The sequence below is a fragment of the Streptomyces sp. NPDC048001 genome (assembly GCF_043203115.1).
Taxonomy (GTDB): Bacteria; Actinomycetota; Actinomycetes; order Streptomycetales; family Streptomycetaceae; genus Streptomyces; species Streptomyces sanyensis.
In genome coordinates, this window is record NZ_JBIDBN010000009.1 from 241,240 (window position 1) to 256,960 (window position 15,721).

Annotated in this window: 11 protein-coding genes; 4 read left to right on the forward strand and 7 right to left on the reverse strand. The window is 74.8% G+C overall.

Annotated features, from left to right (window positions below):
- Positions 1 to 20: 20 nt before the first annotated feature.
- The 7 genes from murD to rsmH form a co-directional block, all read right to left on the reverse strand.
- Positions 21 to 1,448 (reverse strand): UDP-N-acetylmuramoyl-L-alanine--D-glutamate ligase, encoded by a 1,428-nt coding sequence (gene murD, locus ACGF15_RS18750; RefSeq protein ID WP_362605974.1) that lies wholly within the window; start codon positions 1,446 to 1,448, stop codon positions 21 to 23.
- Positions 1,430 to 2,500 carry a phospho-N-acetylmuramoyl-pentapeptide-transferase gene (gene mraY, locus ACGF15_RS18755; protein ID WP_256526302.1) on the reverse strand — a complete coding sequence of 357 codons (1,071 nt, stop codon included), beginning with the start codon at positions 2,498 to 2,500 and terminating at the stop codon, positions 1,430 to 1,432. Before mraY ends, murD begins: the two co-directional genes overlap by 19 nt.
- Entirely contained in the window at positions 2,497 to 3,906 is a 1,410-nt protein-coding gene (gene murF, locus ACGF15_RS18760) for a UDP-N-acetylmuramoyl-tripeptide--D-alanyl-D-alanine ligase (protein WP_362605978.1), read from the reverse strand. The genes mraY and murF overlap by 4 nt, the downstream gene beginning before the upstream one ends.
- A gap of 4 nt (positions 3,907 to 3,910) precedes the next feature.
- Positions 3,911 to 5,611: a UDP-N-acetylmuramoyl-L-alanyl-D-glutamate--2,6-diaminopimelate ligase gene (locus ACGF15_RS18765; RefSeq protein ID WP_362605981.1), complete on the reverse strand. Its 1,701-nt coding sequence runs from the start codon at positions 5,609 to 5,611 to the stop codon at positions 3,911 to 3,913.
- A gap of 17 nt (positions 5,612 to 5,628) precedes the next feature.
- Positions 5,629 to 7,590 carry a peptidoglycan D,D-transpeptidase FtsI family protein gene (locus tag ACGF15_RS18770; RefSeq protein ID WP_392800240.1) on the reverse strand — a complete coding sequence of 654 codons (1,962 nt, stop codon included), beginning with the start codon at positions 7,588 to 7,590 and terminating at the stop codon, positions 5,629 to 5,631.
- 4 nt (positions 7,591 to 7,594) lie between these two features.
- On the reverse strand, positions 7,595 to 8,155 hold the full coding sequence (locus ACGF15_RS18775; protein WP_362605987.1) for a cell division protein FtsL: 561 nt from the start codon (positions 8,153 to 8,155) through the stop codon (positions 7,595 to 7,597).
- Between the two features lie 174 nt (positions 8,156 to 8,329).
- On the reverse strand, positions 8,330 to 9,301 hold the full coding sequence (gene rsmH / locus ACGF15_RS18780) for a 16S rRNA (cytosine(1402)-N(4))-methyltransferase RsmH (RefSeq protein WP_345614624.1): 972 nt from the start codon (positions 9,299 to 9,301) through the stop codon (positions 8,330 to 8,332).
- A 296-nt stretch (positions 9,302 to 9,597) separates the two neighbouring features.
- Between rsmH and ACGF15_RS18785 the strand changes: the two genes are divergently transcribed.
- The 4 genes from ACGF15_RS18785 (at position 9,598) to ACGF15_RS18800 (ending at position 15,321) form a co-directional block, all read left to right on the forward strand.
- On the forward strand, positions 9,598 to 10,149 hold the full coding sequence (locus ACGF15_RS18785) for a carbonic anhydrase (protein WP_345614623.1): 552 nt from the start codon (positions 9,598 to 9,600) through the stop codon (positions 10,147 to 10,149).
- Between the two features lie 275 nt (positions 10,150 to 10,424).
- Positions 10,425 to 11,468, forward strand: a complete 1,044-nt coding sequence (locus tag ACGF15_RS18790) for a MoxR family ATPase (protein WP_345614622.1) — start codon at positions 10,425 to 10,427, stop codon at positions 11,466 to 11,468.
- Complete coding sequence (locus ACGF15_RS18795) at positions 11,468 to 12,829, forward strand: DUF58 domain-containing protein (RefSeq protein ID WP_392800245.1); 1,362 nt, start codon at positions 11,468 to 11,470, stop codon at positions 12,827 to 12,829. Before ACGF15_RS18790 ends, ACGF15_RS18795 begins: the two co-directional genes overlap by 1 nt.
- A complete protein-coding gene (locus ACGF15_RS18800) occupies positions 12,826 to 15,321 on the forward strand; it encodes a DUF3488 and DUF4129 domain-containing transglutaminase family protein (RefSeq protein ID WP_392800248.1) in 2,496 nt (831 codons plus the stop codon). The genes ACGF15_RS18795 and ACGF15_RS18800 overlap by 4 nt, the downstream gene beginning before the upstream one ends.
- Positions 15,322 to 15,721 lie beyond the last annotated feature (400 nt).

The window sequence follows — 15,721 nt, forward strand, 5'->3', positions numbered from 1 at the left end:
AGCGCCGGGCCCGGTGGCCGTCAGCCGCGCTCGTCGGCGAGGGCGCGGACCGCTTCCGCGAACGCCTCGCCCCGCTCGGTGTAGTTGGTGAACATGTCCATCGACGCGCAGGCCGGGGCCAGCAGGACGGTGTCCCCGGGCCGGGCGAGCCGCGCGGCCTCGGCGACCGCGGCGGCCATCGCCCCAGTGTCGGTCCGGTCGAGGTCCACCACCGGGACGTCGGGGGCGTGTCGCGCCAGGGCCTCGCGGACCAGGGCGCGGTCGGCCCCGATCAGCACGGCGCCCCGCAGGCGCCCGGCGGACTGCGCGACCAGTTCGTCGAAGGCGGCGCCCTTGGCGAGGCCCCCGGCGATCCAGACGATCGGGTCGTAGGCGGCGAGCGAGGCCTGGGCCGCGTGGGTGTTGGTCGCCTTGGAGTCGTCCACGTACGCCACGCCGTCCACGTCGGCGACGTGGTCGATGCGGTGCGGGTCGGGGCTGAAGGCGCGCAGTCCGTCGCGGACGGCCTGCGCGGGGACGCCGAAGGCGCGCGCGAGGGCCGCCGCCGCGAGGGCGTTGGCGATGTTGTGCGGGGCCGGCGGCCGGACGTCGGAGACCTCGGCGAGCTCCTGCGCCTGCCGGTGGCGCTCCTCGACGAAGGCGCGGTCCACCAGGATGCCCTCGACGACGCCGAGTTGGGAGGGGCCGGGGGTGCCCAGCGTGAAGCCCACGGCCCGGCAGCCCTCCACCACGTCCGCCTCGCGGACCAGGTCCTCGGTGGCCTTGTCGGCGGCGTTGTAGACGCAGGCGACGGTGTTGCCCTCGTAGATCCGGCCCTTGTCGGCGGCGTAGGCCTCCATGGAGCCGTGCCAGTCCAGGTGGTCCGGGGCGAGGTTGAGCACGGCCGCGGAGTGGGCGCGCAGCGAGGGTGCCCAGTGCAGCTGGTAGCTGGAGAGTTCCACGGCGAGCACGTCGTAGGGCTCGCCGCCGGTCACCACGTCGACGATCGGGGTGCCGATGTTGCCGATGGCGGCGGTGCGCAGTCCGGCGGCGGTCAGGATCGAGGCCAGCATCCGGGTCGTGGTGGTCTTGCCGTTGGTGCCGGTGACGGCGAGCCAGGGCGGAGCGTCCGGGCCGCGCAGCCGCCAGGCGATCTCGACGTCCCCGACGACGTCGACCCCGGCGGCGGCCGCGGCCGCGAACAGCGGGCTGGAGGGCTTCCAGCCGGGCGAGGTGACCACCAGCCCGGTGCCCTCGGGCAGCGTCTCGGCGTCGCCGAGGCGCACGGCGACGCCCTCGTCGGCGAGTTCGGCCGCGCGGGCCCGGTGCGCTTCGCCGGAACCGCCGTCGACGACGGTCACCTCGGCGCCCAGCCGGGCCAGGGCGCGCGCGGCGCTGACGCCGCTCACGCCCAGGCCGGCGACGGTGATCTTCCTGCCCTGCCAGTGGCTCACTTGTCGGCTGCCCATCCCGCGTAGAAGAGGCCCAGTCCCACGATCACGCACATGCCCTGGATGATCCAGAAGCGGACCACCACCAGGACCTCGGACCACCCCTTGAGTTCGAAGTGGTGCTGGAGGGGCGCCATTCTGAAGACCCGCTTGCCGGTCATCCGGAAGGAGCCGACCTGGATCACCACGGACATGGTGATGAGGACGAACAGGCCGCCGAGGAGCGCGAGCAGCAGTTCGGTGCGGGAGCAGATCGCCAGACCCGCCAGGGCGCCGCCGAGCGCCAGCGAGCCGGTGTCGCCCATGAAGATCTTGGCCGGCGAGGTGTTCCACCACAGGAAGCCGAAGCAGGCGCCCATCAGTGCCGAGGCCACGACCGCGAGGTCGAGCGGATCCCTCACCTCGAAGCAGGCGTTGGGGTTGGTCAGGGTCTGGGCGTTGGCGCAGGACTCCTGGAACTGCCACAGGCCGATGAAGGTGTAGGCGCCGAAGACCATCACCGAGGCGCCGGTGGCGAGGCCGTCCAGACCGTCCGTCAGGTTCACGCCGTTCGACATGGCGAGGATCATGAACAGCGCCCAGATGACGAACAGCACCGGGCCGATCGACCAGCCGAAGTCCGTGATGAACGACAGCTTGGTGGAGGCCGGGGTGTTGCCGCGGCTGTCGGCGAACTGCAGCGACAGCACCGCGAAGGCGATGCCGACGATCAGCTGGCCGGCCATCTTCGCCTTGGCCCGCAGGCCCAGCGAGCGCTGCTTGACGATCTTGATGTAGTCGTCGAGGAAGCCGACCAGGCCCATGCCCGCCATCAGGAAGAGGACCAGCAGGCCCGAGAAGGTCGGGTCCTCCCCAGTGATCACCTTGGCGAGGGCGTAGGCGATGAGCGTGGCCAGGATGAAGGAGATGCCGCCCATGGTGGGCGTGCCCTTCTTGCTGCCGTGCGTCCGCGGGCCGTCGTCCCGGATGAACTGCCCGTACCCCTTGCGTGCGAGGAGCTTGATGAGCAGCGGGGTGCCGATCAGGGTGAGGAAGAGGCCGATGGCCCCGGCGAAGAGGATCTGCCTCATCGGACGGCACCCTCACCCTCGAGCAGCGCCGCGGCGACCCGTTCCAGGCCCACCGACCGGGACGCCTTCACCAGCACGACATCACCCGGGCGCAACTCTGCGCGCAACAGGTCGACCGCCGCCTGCGCGTCGGACACGTGCACCGACTCCTCACCCCACGAACCCTCGTTGTATGCGCCCAGTTGCAACCAGGACGCTTCCCTGCCCCCGACCGCGACGAGCCTGCCGACATTGAGCCGGACGGCCAGCCGACCGACCGCGTCGTGCTCGGCCAGCGCCGCGTCGCCGAGCTCGGCCATCATGCCGAGCACCGCCCACGTACGGCCCCCTTCGGCCCGTGCGGCCTCGCCCATGGCGGCCAGCGCCCGCAGCGCGGCACGCATGGACTCGGGGTTCGCGTTGTAGGCGTCGTTGACGATCGTGACGCCGTCCGGACGCTCGGTGACCTCCATGCGCCAGCGGGAGAGGGTGCCCGCCTCGGAGAGCGCGAGGGCGATCTCGTCCACAGGCATGCCCAGCTCATGGGCGACGGCGGCCGCGGCGAGCGCGTTCGACACGTGGTGCTCACCGTACAGCCGCATGGTCACGGTGCTGCACCCGGTGGGTGTGTGAAGGGTGAAGGAGGGCTGTCCGAGCTTCGTGAGCCGGACATTCTCGGCACGGACCGCCGCGTCGGCGGCCTCGCCGAACAGCAGCACCCGCGCCCGGGTCCGGTCCGCCATGGCGCGGACCAGCGGGTCGTCGGCGTTGAGGACGGCGACGCCTTCCTCGGGCAGGGACTCGACCAGTTCGCCCTTCGCCCGGGCGATCTGCTCCCGGCCGCCGAACTCGCCGATGTGGGCGGTGCCGACGTTGAGCACCAGGCCGATCCGCGGGGGGGTGAGCTCGGTGAGATAGCGGATATGGCCGATTCCACGCGCCCCCATCTCCAGCACCAGGTGCTCGGTCTCGGCGGTCGCGGTCAGCGCGGTGAGCGGCAGGCCGATCTCGTTGTTGAGGGAGCCGGGGGTGAAGACCGTGGGCGCCTTGCGCCCGAGGACCTGGGCCACGAGGTCCTTGGTGCTGGTCTTCCCGGCCGAGCCGGTGAGGGCGACGACCTGCGTGCCCAGGCGCTCCACCACGGCCCGGGCGAGCCGCCCGAGGGCGCCCTGGACGTCGTCCACGACGATGGCGGGCAGGCCCAGCGGGCGGGCGGCGAGGACCGCCACGGCGCCCCGGTCCACGGCGCCGGCGGCGAAGTCGTGCCCGTCGGCGTGCTCGCCCCGGAACGCGGCGAACAGCCCCCCGGGCTCCACGGCCCGGGAGTCGATGACGACGCTGCCGGTGACCTGGATGGCCGGATCCGGTATGTCGTGGGTCTGCCCGCCGACGATTTCGGCGATCTCGGCGAGGGAGAGGGCGATCACTGGGTCATCCCTGGGTCTTCTCGTGTGCGGTGGCGCGATCCGTTCGCTCCCCGGTACCGGCCTCCCGCGCCTCGATGGCGGCGCGGAGCACCGTGCGGTCGTCGAAGGCGCGGACGACGCCGGCGATGTCCTGGCCCTGCTCGTGGCCCTTGCCGGCGACGAGCACGGTGTCGCCCTTCTCCGCCCGGGCGACGGCCGCCGCGATGGCGGCGCCGCGCTCCTCGAAGACCAGGACGTCCCCGCGCTCGTGGATCGGGACCTCGGCGGCACCGGCCAGCATGGCCGCCAGGATGGCGAGGGGGTCCTCGGAGCGCGGGTTGTCCGAGGTGAGCACGGCGGTGTCGGCGAGACGGGCGGCGGCGGCCCCCATCGGGCCGCGCTTGGAGGTGTCCCGGTCGCCGCCGCAGCCGAGGACGATGTGCACCCGGCCCTCGGTGACCTTGCGCAGCGAGCGCAGCACGGACTCGACGGCGTCGGTCTTGTGCGCGTAGTCGACGACGGCGAGGTAGGGCTGGCCCGCGTCCACCCGCTCCAGGCGGCCCGGCACGCCGGGGACGGCCCCGATTCCGTCGGCGGCGGTCTGCGGGTCGATCCCGGCGACCGCGAGGACGGTGAGCGCGGCGAGCGTGTTGGCGACGTTGAACGGGCCGGGGAGCGGCGACCGGGCGTGCACCCGCAGTCCGCCCGGCCCGACCGCGGTGAAGGTGGAGCCGACGGAGCCCACCTGCACGTCCTCGGCGCGCCAGTCGGCGTCCGGATGGCCCTCGGCGGAGAAGGTGGTCACCGGCACGGTGGCCTCCTTGACCAGCCTGCGCCCGTACTCGTCGTCGAGGTTGACGACGGCCTTGCCGCTGCGCTCGGGGGTGAACAGCCGGGCCTTGGCCTGGAAGTAGTCCTCCATGCCGGAGTGGAACTCCATGTGCTCCGGGCTGAGGTTGTTGAAGACCGCGATGTCGAAGACGCAGCCGTCGACCCGGCCGAGCACCAGGGCGTGGCTGGAGACCTCCATGGCGACGGAGTCGACGCCGCGTTCGCGCATGACCGCGAAGAGCGCCTGGAGGTCGGTGGCCTCCGGCGTGGTCCGCTCGGACTTGATGCGCTCGTCCCCGATGCGCATCTCCACCGTGCCGATCAGGCCGGTCGCCCGGCCGGCCGCGCGCAGCCCGCCCTCGACCAGGTAGGCGGTGGTGGTCTTGCCGGAGGTGCCGGTGATGCCGATCTGGAGCAGGTCCCTGCCCGGGCGGCCGTAGATCTCGGCGGCGAGGTCGCCCATGTGGGAGCGCGGGTCGTCGGTGACGAGCACCGGCACTCCGGTGGCGGCGGCGCGCTCCGCGCCGGAGGGGTCGGTCAGGATCGCGGCGGCCCCCAGGTCGGCGGCCTGGGCCGCGAAGTCGGCACCGTGGAACCGCGCGCCCGGAAGGGCGGCGTAGACGTCGCCGGGGCGCACGGCCCGGGAGTCGTGGGTGATGCCGGTGATCTCCGCCTCCGCCGGGGCCGGGACGCCCAGCCGGGCCGCCAGGCCCCCGAGGCTCGTCGGGCTGGGCCGTTCCGGGCGCGGGGCTCCGGCGTGGTCGGCTGCGGGCTGGGGGTTTCGGGACTGATCAGCGTGTGGCACGGCGGTGAGCGTACCGGGCGCGGACGGCCCGGGGGAAAAACGGGGGCCGCCTGCCGGGCGGTTCCCGGGGCCGGGCGTGATGGTCGTCACTGGTTCCTCCTGGTGCGTCACTCACCGGGTTCGAAGGTCACGGGCAGCCGGGCCGGTGCCCTGCCCGTCGGCGGGACCTGCAGGGTCTTCAGGGCGAACTCCATGACCTCCCGGTAGACCGGCCCGCAGATCTGGCCGCCGAAGTAGCTGCCCTTGGTGGGGTTCTGGATGGCGCAGTAGACGGTGACCTCGGGCGCGTCCGAGGGGGCGAAGCCGGCGAAGGAGGCGGTGTAGCCCTTGTAGCGGCCGAGTTCGGGGTCGACCCGGTTGGCCGTACCGGTCTTGCCGGCGACGCGGTAGCCGGGGATGCGCGCCTTGGTCCCGGTGCCCTCCTCGTCGTCGACGACGGATTCGAGCATGGTGGCCAGGGTGCGCGCGGTCTCCTCGCTGACCACCCGCTCCTTGCGGGGGGCGGGCGCGGCGGAGAACCGGCCGTCGGGCCCCCGGGTGCCGCGCACCAGGGTGGGTGCGACGCGGACCCCGCCGTTGGCGATGGTCGAGTAGACGGACGCGGCCTGGAGGGCGTTGACGGACAGGCCCTGGCCGAAGGGGATCGTGTACTGCTGCGAGGTGGACCAGTCGGCGGGGTCGGCGAGGATCCCGGCCGTCTCGCCCGGATAGCCGATGCCGCTGGTGCTGCCGAGGCCGAAGGCCCGCAGGTAGGAGTGGAGCACCCGGTTGGCCTCGCGCTGCGTCGGTCCGAGCTGGCCGGTGGCCAGGATGGTGCCGATGTTGCTCGACTTGGCGAGGACGCCGTTGAGCGTCAGGTACCAGGTCGGGTGGTCGATGTCGTCCTTGAACAGCCGGTCGCCGCGGTGCAGCCGGTTGGGGACGACGACACGGGTGGCCGGGGTGGCCTTCTCCTCCTCCAGCACGGCGGCCATGGACATCACCTTGGCCGTGGAGCCCGGCTCGTAGGCGTCCTGGAGCGCGGCGTTGCCCAGTGCCCCGGGGTCGGCGCTGCGCAGGTCGTTGGGGTCGAAGCCCGGGGCGTTGGCCATGGCGAGGACCTCGCCGGTGCGGGCGTTCTGCACGATGACGTAGCCGCGGTCCGCCGCGGACTCGGCGACCTGGTCCTCGATGGCGCGCTGGGCGGCCCACTGGATGTCGCGGTCGATGGTCAGCTCCACGTCGGAGCCGGGCACGGCGGGGACCTCGCGGGAACCGGCGGTGGGGATCCGCCGGCCGCCCGACTGGACGTAGGTGACCGTGCCGTCCTGCCCGGCGAGCGTCGTGTCGAGCATCGACTCGACGCCCCCGGCGCCGCGGCCCTCGGCGTTGACGTAGCCCAGTATCGCGGCGGCCAGGTCCCCGTTGGGGTACACCCGCCTGCTGCTGGGCTCCTGGAAGACCCCGGCGAGCACGTTGGCGCCGGGGCCGCCCGCCCGCTTGTCGGCGGCGGCCTTCTCGGCGTAGACGCCCTTGAGGTCCTTGATCTGCCGCCACACCTGGGGGGTCTGGCGGCGGGCGAGGACGGCGTAGCGGGAGCCGGGCTTGCGCAGGCGCTCGGCCAGGACCTCGGGGTCGGCGCCGAGGATCGGCGCGAGCAGGGCCGCCGCCTGCTCGGGCGCGTCGGGCGCCTTGCTCTCCCCGGGGGTGAACATCTTGGGGTCGGCGGTGATGTCGTGGGCGTCGACGGAGGTGGCGAGCGCGGTGCCGGTCCGGTCGGTGATCCGGCCGCGCTCGGCGGCCAGGGTGACGCTGCCGTAGCGGTTCTTGTCGGCCTTGGCGGCGTAGGCGTCCGCGTCGACGGCCTGCACCTGCAGCAGCCGCACGACGAAGGCCAGCATCACCAGCGTCAGCGCCAGGCTGACCAGGCGCAGCCGGGGCCTGGGGTTGCCGAGGGTGATGGTGCGCGGCCGGCGCGGCCCCGGGCCGGGCCGGCGCCGGGCGGGCCGCCCTCCGCCGCGGCGCGGGGGCGCGGAGGGGCGCCGTGCCGGGCCCGGCACACGGCGCCGCGGGGGTTCGTGGGAGGGCACGGGGTCACCTGCCGGAGGAGGTCGGGGACGGGCTCGGGGACGGCTCGGCGGAGGGTGCGGGCGGTGCGGGAGAGGCGCCGGGGCCCGCGTCGGCCCCGGTCGTGGCGGAGGGGGCCGCGGACGGCTCCGGAGCGGCCTCGTCCGCGGCGTCGGCGGTGCCGGAGGAGGGCGTGGCGGCGGACGGGGGCGGAGGGGGTGCGGTCGCCTCGCCGGGGACGCCGCGGACGGTGCCGTCGGTGTCCAGGAAGGCGGGGCTGCCCCCGGGGACCATGCCGAGTTCGCGGGCGCGGCGTGCGAGGGCGTCGGGCGCGGACCGGCCGTCCACGTCGCGCTGGAGCGCCTGCTGCTGGTCGGTGAGCTCGGTGGTGCGCTTCTTCAGCTCGCTCAGCCGGAACGAGCCCTGGCTGAGGGAGGAGTTGAGCAGCAGCAGAGTGATCAGCCCGCCGGACAGCAGCAGGACGACCAGCAGGACGAAGGGCGTCCTCGCGGCGCTGCTGGGCCCGGACGGCAGCAGCCGGGCGAGCCGGGCGGCCTTTCCTCGCAGCTGCCTCGCCGTTGTGCTCACGGTGTCCTCCGCATCGCCTCGTACCCGCGGGTCGCGCACCGCCCGCCGGCGCCCTCCTCCGTGCCCCTCGCCGCTCGGGTGCCTCCGGCGGCCCGGCGGGCGGGAGCGGGCCGCCCCACCGGGCGGGGCGCGGTCGGCGCCGCGGCCTCCGCGGCCCCTGGGGCACCGGTGCCGCTAGGAGACGTCCTCACGGATGCGCTGCGCCCCTCTCAGACGCGCGGGGGCGGCGCGGCGGTTCTCGGTCACCTCTTCCTCGGTGGGCAGTTCGGCGCCGCGGGTCAGCAGCTTCAGCCGCGGCTGGTACTCCTCGGGGACCACCGGCAGCCCGGGCGGCGCGGTGGTGGCGGCTCCGGCGGCGAGGACCTGCTTGACCAGCCGGTCCTCCAGCGAGTGGTAGGAGAGCACGGCGATCCGGCCGCCGACCGCGAGGGCCGCGACGGCGGCGGGGACGGCCCTCTCGAGGACGGACAGCTCGCCGTTGACCTCGATGCGCAGCGCCTGGAAGGTCCGCTTGGCGGGGTTGCCCCCGGTGCGCTTGGCGGCCTGCGGCAGGGAGTCGCGGATCAGCTCCACGAGCCGGGCGCTGGTGGTGAAGGGCTCCTTCTCGCGCTCCCGGACCACCGCGGAGACGATGCGCTTCGCCTGCTTCTCCTCGCCGTAGGCGCGCAGGATCCGCACCAGTTCGCCGGCGGGGTAGGTGTTGAGGACCTCCGCCGCGCTGATGCCGGTCGTCTGGTCCATGCGCATGTCCAGCGGGGCGTCCTGCGCGTAGGCGAAGCCGCGGCCGGCCTCGTCCAGCTGCATGGAGGAGACGCCCAGGTCGAAGAGGACCCCCTGGACGCTCGGGATGCCGAGGCGCCCGAGGACGCCGGGGAGTTCGTCGTAGACCGCGTGCACCAGGGTGGCGCGGTCGCCGAAGGGCGCGAGCCGCTCCCCGGCGAGCCGGAGGGCCTCCGTGTCGCGGTCCAGGGCGACGAGCCGGACCTCGGGGAAGCGGGTGAGCAGGGCCTCGCTGTGGCCGCCGAGCCCGAGGGTGCAGTCGACCACGACGGGCGCCCCTCCACCGGGGGCGGGCTGCTCCAGTGCGGGGGCCAACAGGTCCAGGCACCGCTGGAGCATCACCGGGACGTGTCGGGTCTGGCTCATGCGCCCTCTCAGATCCGGCGCGGTGCGGAGCAGGGCCGGGCCGCGCGTACGTCGCGCACGCGGGATGCGGGAGACGGTCGGGGGAGGCCGACGCACGTCTGCCGGTGGCGTCTGCGGGCGGCTTCCGGGAACTGCGCGTCACTCTAGTCGACGGCCCGGGCCGGTCAATCAACCGCACAGCGCGTCGCCCGGAGGGGGCCGGATGGCCTGTGCATTAGCTCACAGGCGGGTGTGTTGGCGCTCTTTGTCCGCCCTCACCGCGGCCCCCCGCCCCCTGTGACGGATACCTTCGAGCCATGTCGACTTCTGCGCACGCGCCCGCCGGCGCCGGAACCGTGACCGATCGCCTCGTCGAGGCGAACCGCACCTACGCCTCCGCCTTCCAGGACCCGGGCATGGACGCGCGTCCCGTGCTGAAGGTGGCCGTCGTGGCCTGCATGGACGCCCGCCTCGACCTGCACGCCGCGCTGGGCCTGGAACTCGGCGACTGCCACACCATCCGCAACGCCGGCGGGGTCGTCACCGACGACGTGATCCGCTCGCTCACCATCAGCCAGCGGGCCCTCGGCACCCGCAGCGTGATCCTCGTCCACCACACCGGCTGCGGTCTGGAGACGATCACCGAGGAGTTCCGGATGGAGCTGGAGGAGGAGGTCGGCCAGCGCCCCGCCTGGGCGGTGGAGGCCTTCCGCGACGTGGACCAGGACGTACGGCAGTCGATGCAGCGGGTGCGCACCTCCCCCTTCCTGCTGCACAACGACGACATCCGCGGCTTCGTCTTCGACGTGCGGACCGGCCTGCTGCGCGAGATCAGCCCCGCGTCCGGCGGCTCCGCACCGGCCGCGTGATGCTCTCCGCCCTCCGTATGGCATGATCCGACCCCGCCGCGCGGCGGGTTTCGAACCCGCTGCGTGACGAGCGGACACCCGAGCGTCGGACAGATCGGGTCGAAACCGTCTATTCGCCTTCGGTTGTCCACAGGCGAGTGACACGACGCGGTGCCGCCAACAAGAATGCGAGTGTGGCGCCCTCCGGACGGATCCGGGGACGGTGCCCGCGATTCGTGGTGGGCCGCGTCGTCGTCCGACGAGCGGCGGTCCCGGAACGGGCCGAGGAGGGCCGGGTGACGACCTTTGACGATCGAGCGAGCCTCAGCGATCTGACCGCGACCGCGGAGCGTGTCCGCAGGTCCGTGGAGAGTGTGATCGAGGGCAAGCCCGAGGTCGTGCGGCTGTCGCTGACCGTGCTGCTCGCCGAGGGGCATCTTCTGATCGAGGATGTCCCCGGCGTCGGCAAGACGATGCTGGCCAAGGCGCTGGCGCGGTCCATCGACTCCTCCGTGCGGCGTATCCAGTTCACGCCGGACCTGCTGCCCTCGGACATCACCGGTGTGTCGGTCTTCGACCAGCAGCGCCGCGAGTTCGAGTTCAAGCCGGGGGCGATCTTCGCGCAGATCGTGATCGGCGACGAGATCAACCGCGCCTCGCCCAAGACCCAGTCCGCGCTGCTGGAGTCGATGGAGGAGCGCCAGGTCACCATCGACGGCAAGACCTACGAGCTGCCCGACCCGTTCATGGTGGTGGCCACCCAGAACCCGGTCGAGATGGAGGGCACCTACCCGCTGCCCGAGGCGCAGCGCGACCGGTTCATGGCGCGGATCTCCATGGGGTACCCGAGCGCGGGCGCCGAGGTGCAGATGCTGGACGTGCACGGCGGCGTCAACCCGCTGGACGACCTCCAGCCGGTGGCCCACGCGCACGAGATCGCCAAGCTGATCGAGACCGTCCGCGAGGTGCACGTCGCGGAGTCGGTCCGCAAGTACGCCGTGGACCTGGTCCAGGCGACGCGCACGCACCCCGACCTCCGGCTCGGCGCCTCGCCGCGCGCCACCCTGCACCTGGTGCGGGCCGCCAAGGCCTCCGCCGCGCTCGCGGGTCGCGACTACGCCCTGCCGGACGACGTCCAGCAGCTCGCCGTGCAGGTGCTCGCCCACCGGCTGCTGCCGACCGCCCAGGCCCAGCTGAACCGGCGCACCGCCGGGCAGGTGGTGGGGGACATCGTGCAGGGCACCCCCGTGCCCACGACCGGCAGCTCCGACGGCGCCTATGTCGCGGGCCGGCCGCCCCAGCCCCTCTTCGGCCAGCAGCCCGGCGCCCGGCGGCTGTGATGACCGCCGGGCGGCCCGCCGCGCCCGCGGCCCCGGAGGCCGCGGGCAGGACCGGGGTGCGCGCCGCACTGGGCGGGCTCACCACCCGCGGCCGCTCCTTCCTCGCCGCGGGGGTGGCCGCGGCCGGCTGCGCCTACGCCCTGGGCCAGGGGGACCTGCTGCGGGTGGGTCTGCTGCTGTCCGTGCTGCCGCTGATCTGCGTCGCCGCGCTGCACCGCACCCGCTACCGGGTCGCGGGAAGCCGCCGTCTGCACCCCGGCCGGGTGCCTGCGGGCTCGGAGGCCCGCGTCCATCTGCGCATGGACAACGTCTCGCGGATGCCCACCGGGCTGCTGATGCTCCAGGACCACGTGCCCTACGTCCTCGGCCCCCGGCCCCGCTTCGTGCTGGACCGGGTGGAGGCCGGCGGGCGGCGGGAGGTGTCCTACCGGGTCCGCTCCGACCTGCGCGGGCGCTACCCCCTCGGGCCGCTCCAGCTGCGGCTGAGCGACCCCTTCGGGATGTGCGAGCTGACCCGCTCCTTCCAGGCCTCCGACACCCTCACCGTCGTCCCCCGCACCGAGCCGCTGCCGCCCGTGAGCCTGGCCGGCGAGGCGACCGGCTACGGCGAGGGGCGCCGCCGCACCCTCGCCCTCGCGGGCGACGACGACATCATCCCGCGCGCCTACCGCCACGGCGACGACCTGCGCCGGGTGCACTGGCGCTCCACCGCCAGGTACGGCGAGCTGATGGTGCGCCGGGAGGAGCAGCAGCAGCGCGCCCGCTGCACGGTGCTGCTGGACACCCGCGCCGCCGCCTACCGCGGGAGCGGCCCCGACTCGGCGTTCGAGTGGGCGGTCTCCGGGACCGCGTCGGCCCTGATGCACCTGCTCGAACGGGGCTTCACGGTCCGGCTGCTGACGGACACGGGCACCTCGGTTCCCGAGGAGGGCTCCGAGGGCGCCGCCGGTGCCGCGCAGGGCTCCGCCGAGGCGGCCGGGCTGATGATGGACACCCTCGCCGTCGTGGAGCACTCCGACGGTGCGGGCCTGTCGCGGGCCTTCGACGGGCTGCGCGGCGGCACCGAGGGGCTGCTGATCGCCTTCCTCGGCGATCTCGACGAGGACCAGACCGCGCTGGCGGCGCGGATGCGGCGCCGCACCGGGGCGGCGGTCGCGTTCGTCCTGGACAGCGGTGTCTGGACGGGCGAGGACCACGTCCCCGGTGCCGCGCAGGAACGGGTGCGGGTACTGCGCGAGGCCGGGTGGACGGCGGTGCCCGTCCGGCCGGGCGACGCGCTGGCCGACCTGTGGCGGCAGGCGGGGCAGGAGGGCGCCGCGTCCTCGGGCGCCGCGGACGGCTATCCGGGGGGTTGGTCATGAGTGGACAGGCACGGCTGGCGCTGTGCGCGTACGCCGCCACGCTGCTGACCGCGGGAGCGCTGCTGCCCCTGGTCGACGGCGCGGGCTGGATCCTCGCGGCGGCGTTCCTGCTGGCGCTGCAGAGCGGCACGGGGGTGCTGGCCCGCCGGGTGCCGCTGGCCCGCCCGCTCACCCTGGCGCTCCAGGTGCTGGTCTCGGTGCTCGGGCTGACGCTCGTCTTCGTCCGGGACACGGCGCTGCTGTGGCTGCTGCCGGGCCCGGACGCCTCGCTGCGCTTCGCGGAGCTGTTCTCCTCCGGCATGGACGACGTCAACCGCTACGCCATCCCGGCCCCGGCGACCGAGGGCATCCGGCTGATGCTGGTCGCCGGGGTGCTGGTGATCGGGCTGGTCGTCGACGCCCTCGCGGTCACCTACCGGTCCGCCGCGCCCGCGGGGCTCCCGCTGCTGGCGCTGTACACCGTCGCCACGGGGCTCTCCCGGGGCGGCACGGGCTGGGTGTGGTTCCTGCTGGCGGCCGTCGGCTATCTGCTGCTGCTGCTCGCCGAGGGCCGGGACCGGCTCTCGGCCTGGGGACGGGTGTTCGGCGGCGCCCCTCGGCGTGCCGGCCGGGGCGGCCTCGACCGCGAGTCCGGTGCGCGGGCCCCGGTGCGCACCGGCCGCCGGATCGGGGTGGTGGCCCTCGGCGTGGCGCTGGCCGTCCCGGCGGGCCTGCCGGCCCTGGGGGGCGGCTTCCTCGGCGGCACCGGCAGCGGTCCGGGCGGGGGCGGCGCGGGAGGGGGCGGCCTGATCTCCGCGGTGAGCCCGCTGGTATCGCTCCAGAGCAGCCTGAACCAGCCGCAGAACACCGAGGTGCTGCGCTACCGCACCAACGCACCGGACAACCGGGACATGTACCTGCGGATCGTGGCCCTGGACCGCTTCGACGGCACCTCCTGGCGCTCCTCCGAGCGCGCGGTCGAGGACGTCCCCACGCCCCTGCCGGAGCCGCCGGGGCTGAGCCCCGCGGTCGCGGTGACCGAGGTGCGCACGAACCTGTCGGCGGCGGGCTCCTACAAGCAGAGCTGGCTGCCCATGCCCTATCCGGCCACCCGGGTGTCCATCGACGGGCGGTGGCGGTTCGAGCCGGCCGGGCGCACCCTGGTCGGCGACCGGCGCCAGACCACGGCGGGCCTGCAGTACTCCGTCGGCAGCCTGGTCGTTCGGCCGACGCGCGAGCAGCTGGCCGAGGCGCCCGCTCCCCCGGCGGACCTCATGCGCGAGTACACCCGCGTCCCCGAGGTGCTCCCCGGCAAGGTCGCGCAGACGGCGCTGCGGATCACCCGGGGGTCGGCGAACGACTTCGAGCGGGCCACCCGGCTCCAGGACTGGTTCGCCCGGGACGGCGGCTTCCGCTACGACACCGAGGTGGAATCGGGCACGGGTGTCGCGGCCATCAGCCGCTTCCTCGACCAGAAGGAGGGCTTCTGCGTCCACTTCTCCTTCTCCATGGCGGCGATGGCGCGCACGCTGGGCATCCCCGCCCGGGTGGCGGTCGGCTTCACCCCCGGGACCGAACAGCCCGACGGCACGTTCTCGGTGGGGCTGCGTGACGCGCACGCCTGGCCGGAGCTGTACTTCGAGGGCGCGGGCTGGACCCGCTTCGAGCCGACGCCGAGCCGCGGCACGGTCCCGGAGTACGCGCAGGAGGAGGCCCCCGCGGGCGACACGCCCGCACCGGCGGAGCCGGTGCCCGGGGAGGCGGCCCAGCCCTCGGCGGCGCCGGTCCGGCCCGACGAGTGCCCGGAGCAGGCGCGCAGGCTCGGCGAGTGCGGGGCGCTCGCGCCGCAGGATCTGGCCGTCCAGGCGGACGGCGGCTTCTCCTGGCGCGGCGTGGCGGCCACCGTCGCGGTCGTGGCGGTGGTGGTCCTGCTGCTGCTCGTCCCGCTGCTGTGGCGGCTGCTGGCCCGCTCCCGCCGGCTGGGCGCCGTGGCGCGCCCGCGCAGCGGCACGGACGGGACGCAGCCGGACCCGGCGCCCGGCGGGGGGACCCGGGGGGCGGTCGCCGTGGTGGACGACCCGGCGGGGACCCTGGCCGTCTGGCAGGAGATCACCGACACCGCCTGGGATCTGGGCATCCCTCCCGACGAGGCGCAGACCCCGCGGAAGGCGGCGGCCCGGATCGTGCGGCTCGGCGGGCTCGCGGACGAGCCCGCGGCGGCGATGCACCGCACGGCCCGGGCGGTGGAGCAGGTGCTCTACGCGCCCGAGCCCCGTCAGGCGGAGGGGCTGGCCGAGGACGCGCAGACGGTGCGGGCGGGGCTGCGGGCGTCGGCCGACCGCAGGACCCGGCTGCGGGCGCTGGTGCTGCCGCGCTCGTCGGTGCGGGCGGTGTGGGCGCTGTCCGAGCGCTGGGCCCTCGCGGCGGACCGCGTCTCGGCGCGGCTGCGCGGGCCGCTGGAGCGGGTCACCGGTGCGCTGCGCCGCCGCGGGCCCGTACGTCAGCGGAGCTGACGGCGGCGGCCCGGGCGGGCGGCAGCGCGGACGGCTCCCCTGGGCACCGGCTGCCGCGGTGCGGGTGTCGCCGGGGGCGGGAGCGCCGGGGCGGCCGGGGAGCCGCTATCTCCCGGCGGGGCGCCTTCCGCGGGCGGCCTACGGGGCCCCGCGGGACGCCCCACGCGCCGCGGCAGCGCTGCGCGGGGCGTCCGGGCGCGCCGGTGGTGCCGGTCGTGCCCCGAACCGAAGGCGACGGCCGCCCGCCCCCGAACGGGGGCAGGAGGGCGCGCGGCTCGGGCCGCGGAGCCGGGAACGGGTGAGGCCGGGAACGGGTGAGGCCGGGAACGGGTGAGGCCGGGAACGGGTGAGGCCGGGAACGGGTGAGGCCGGGAACGGGTGAGGCCGGGAACGGGTGAGG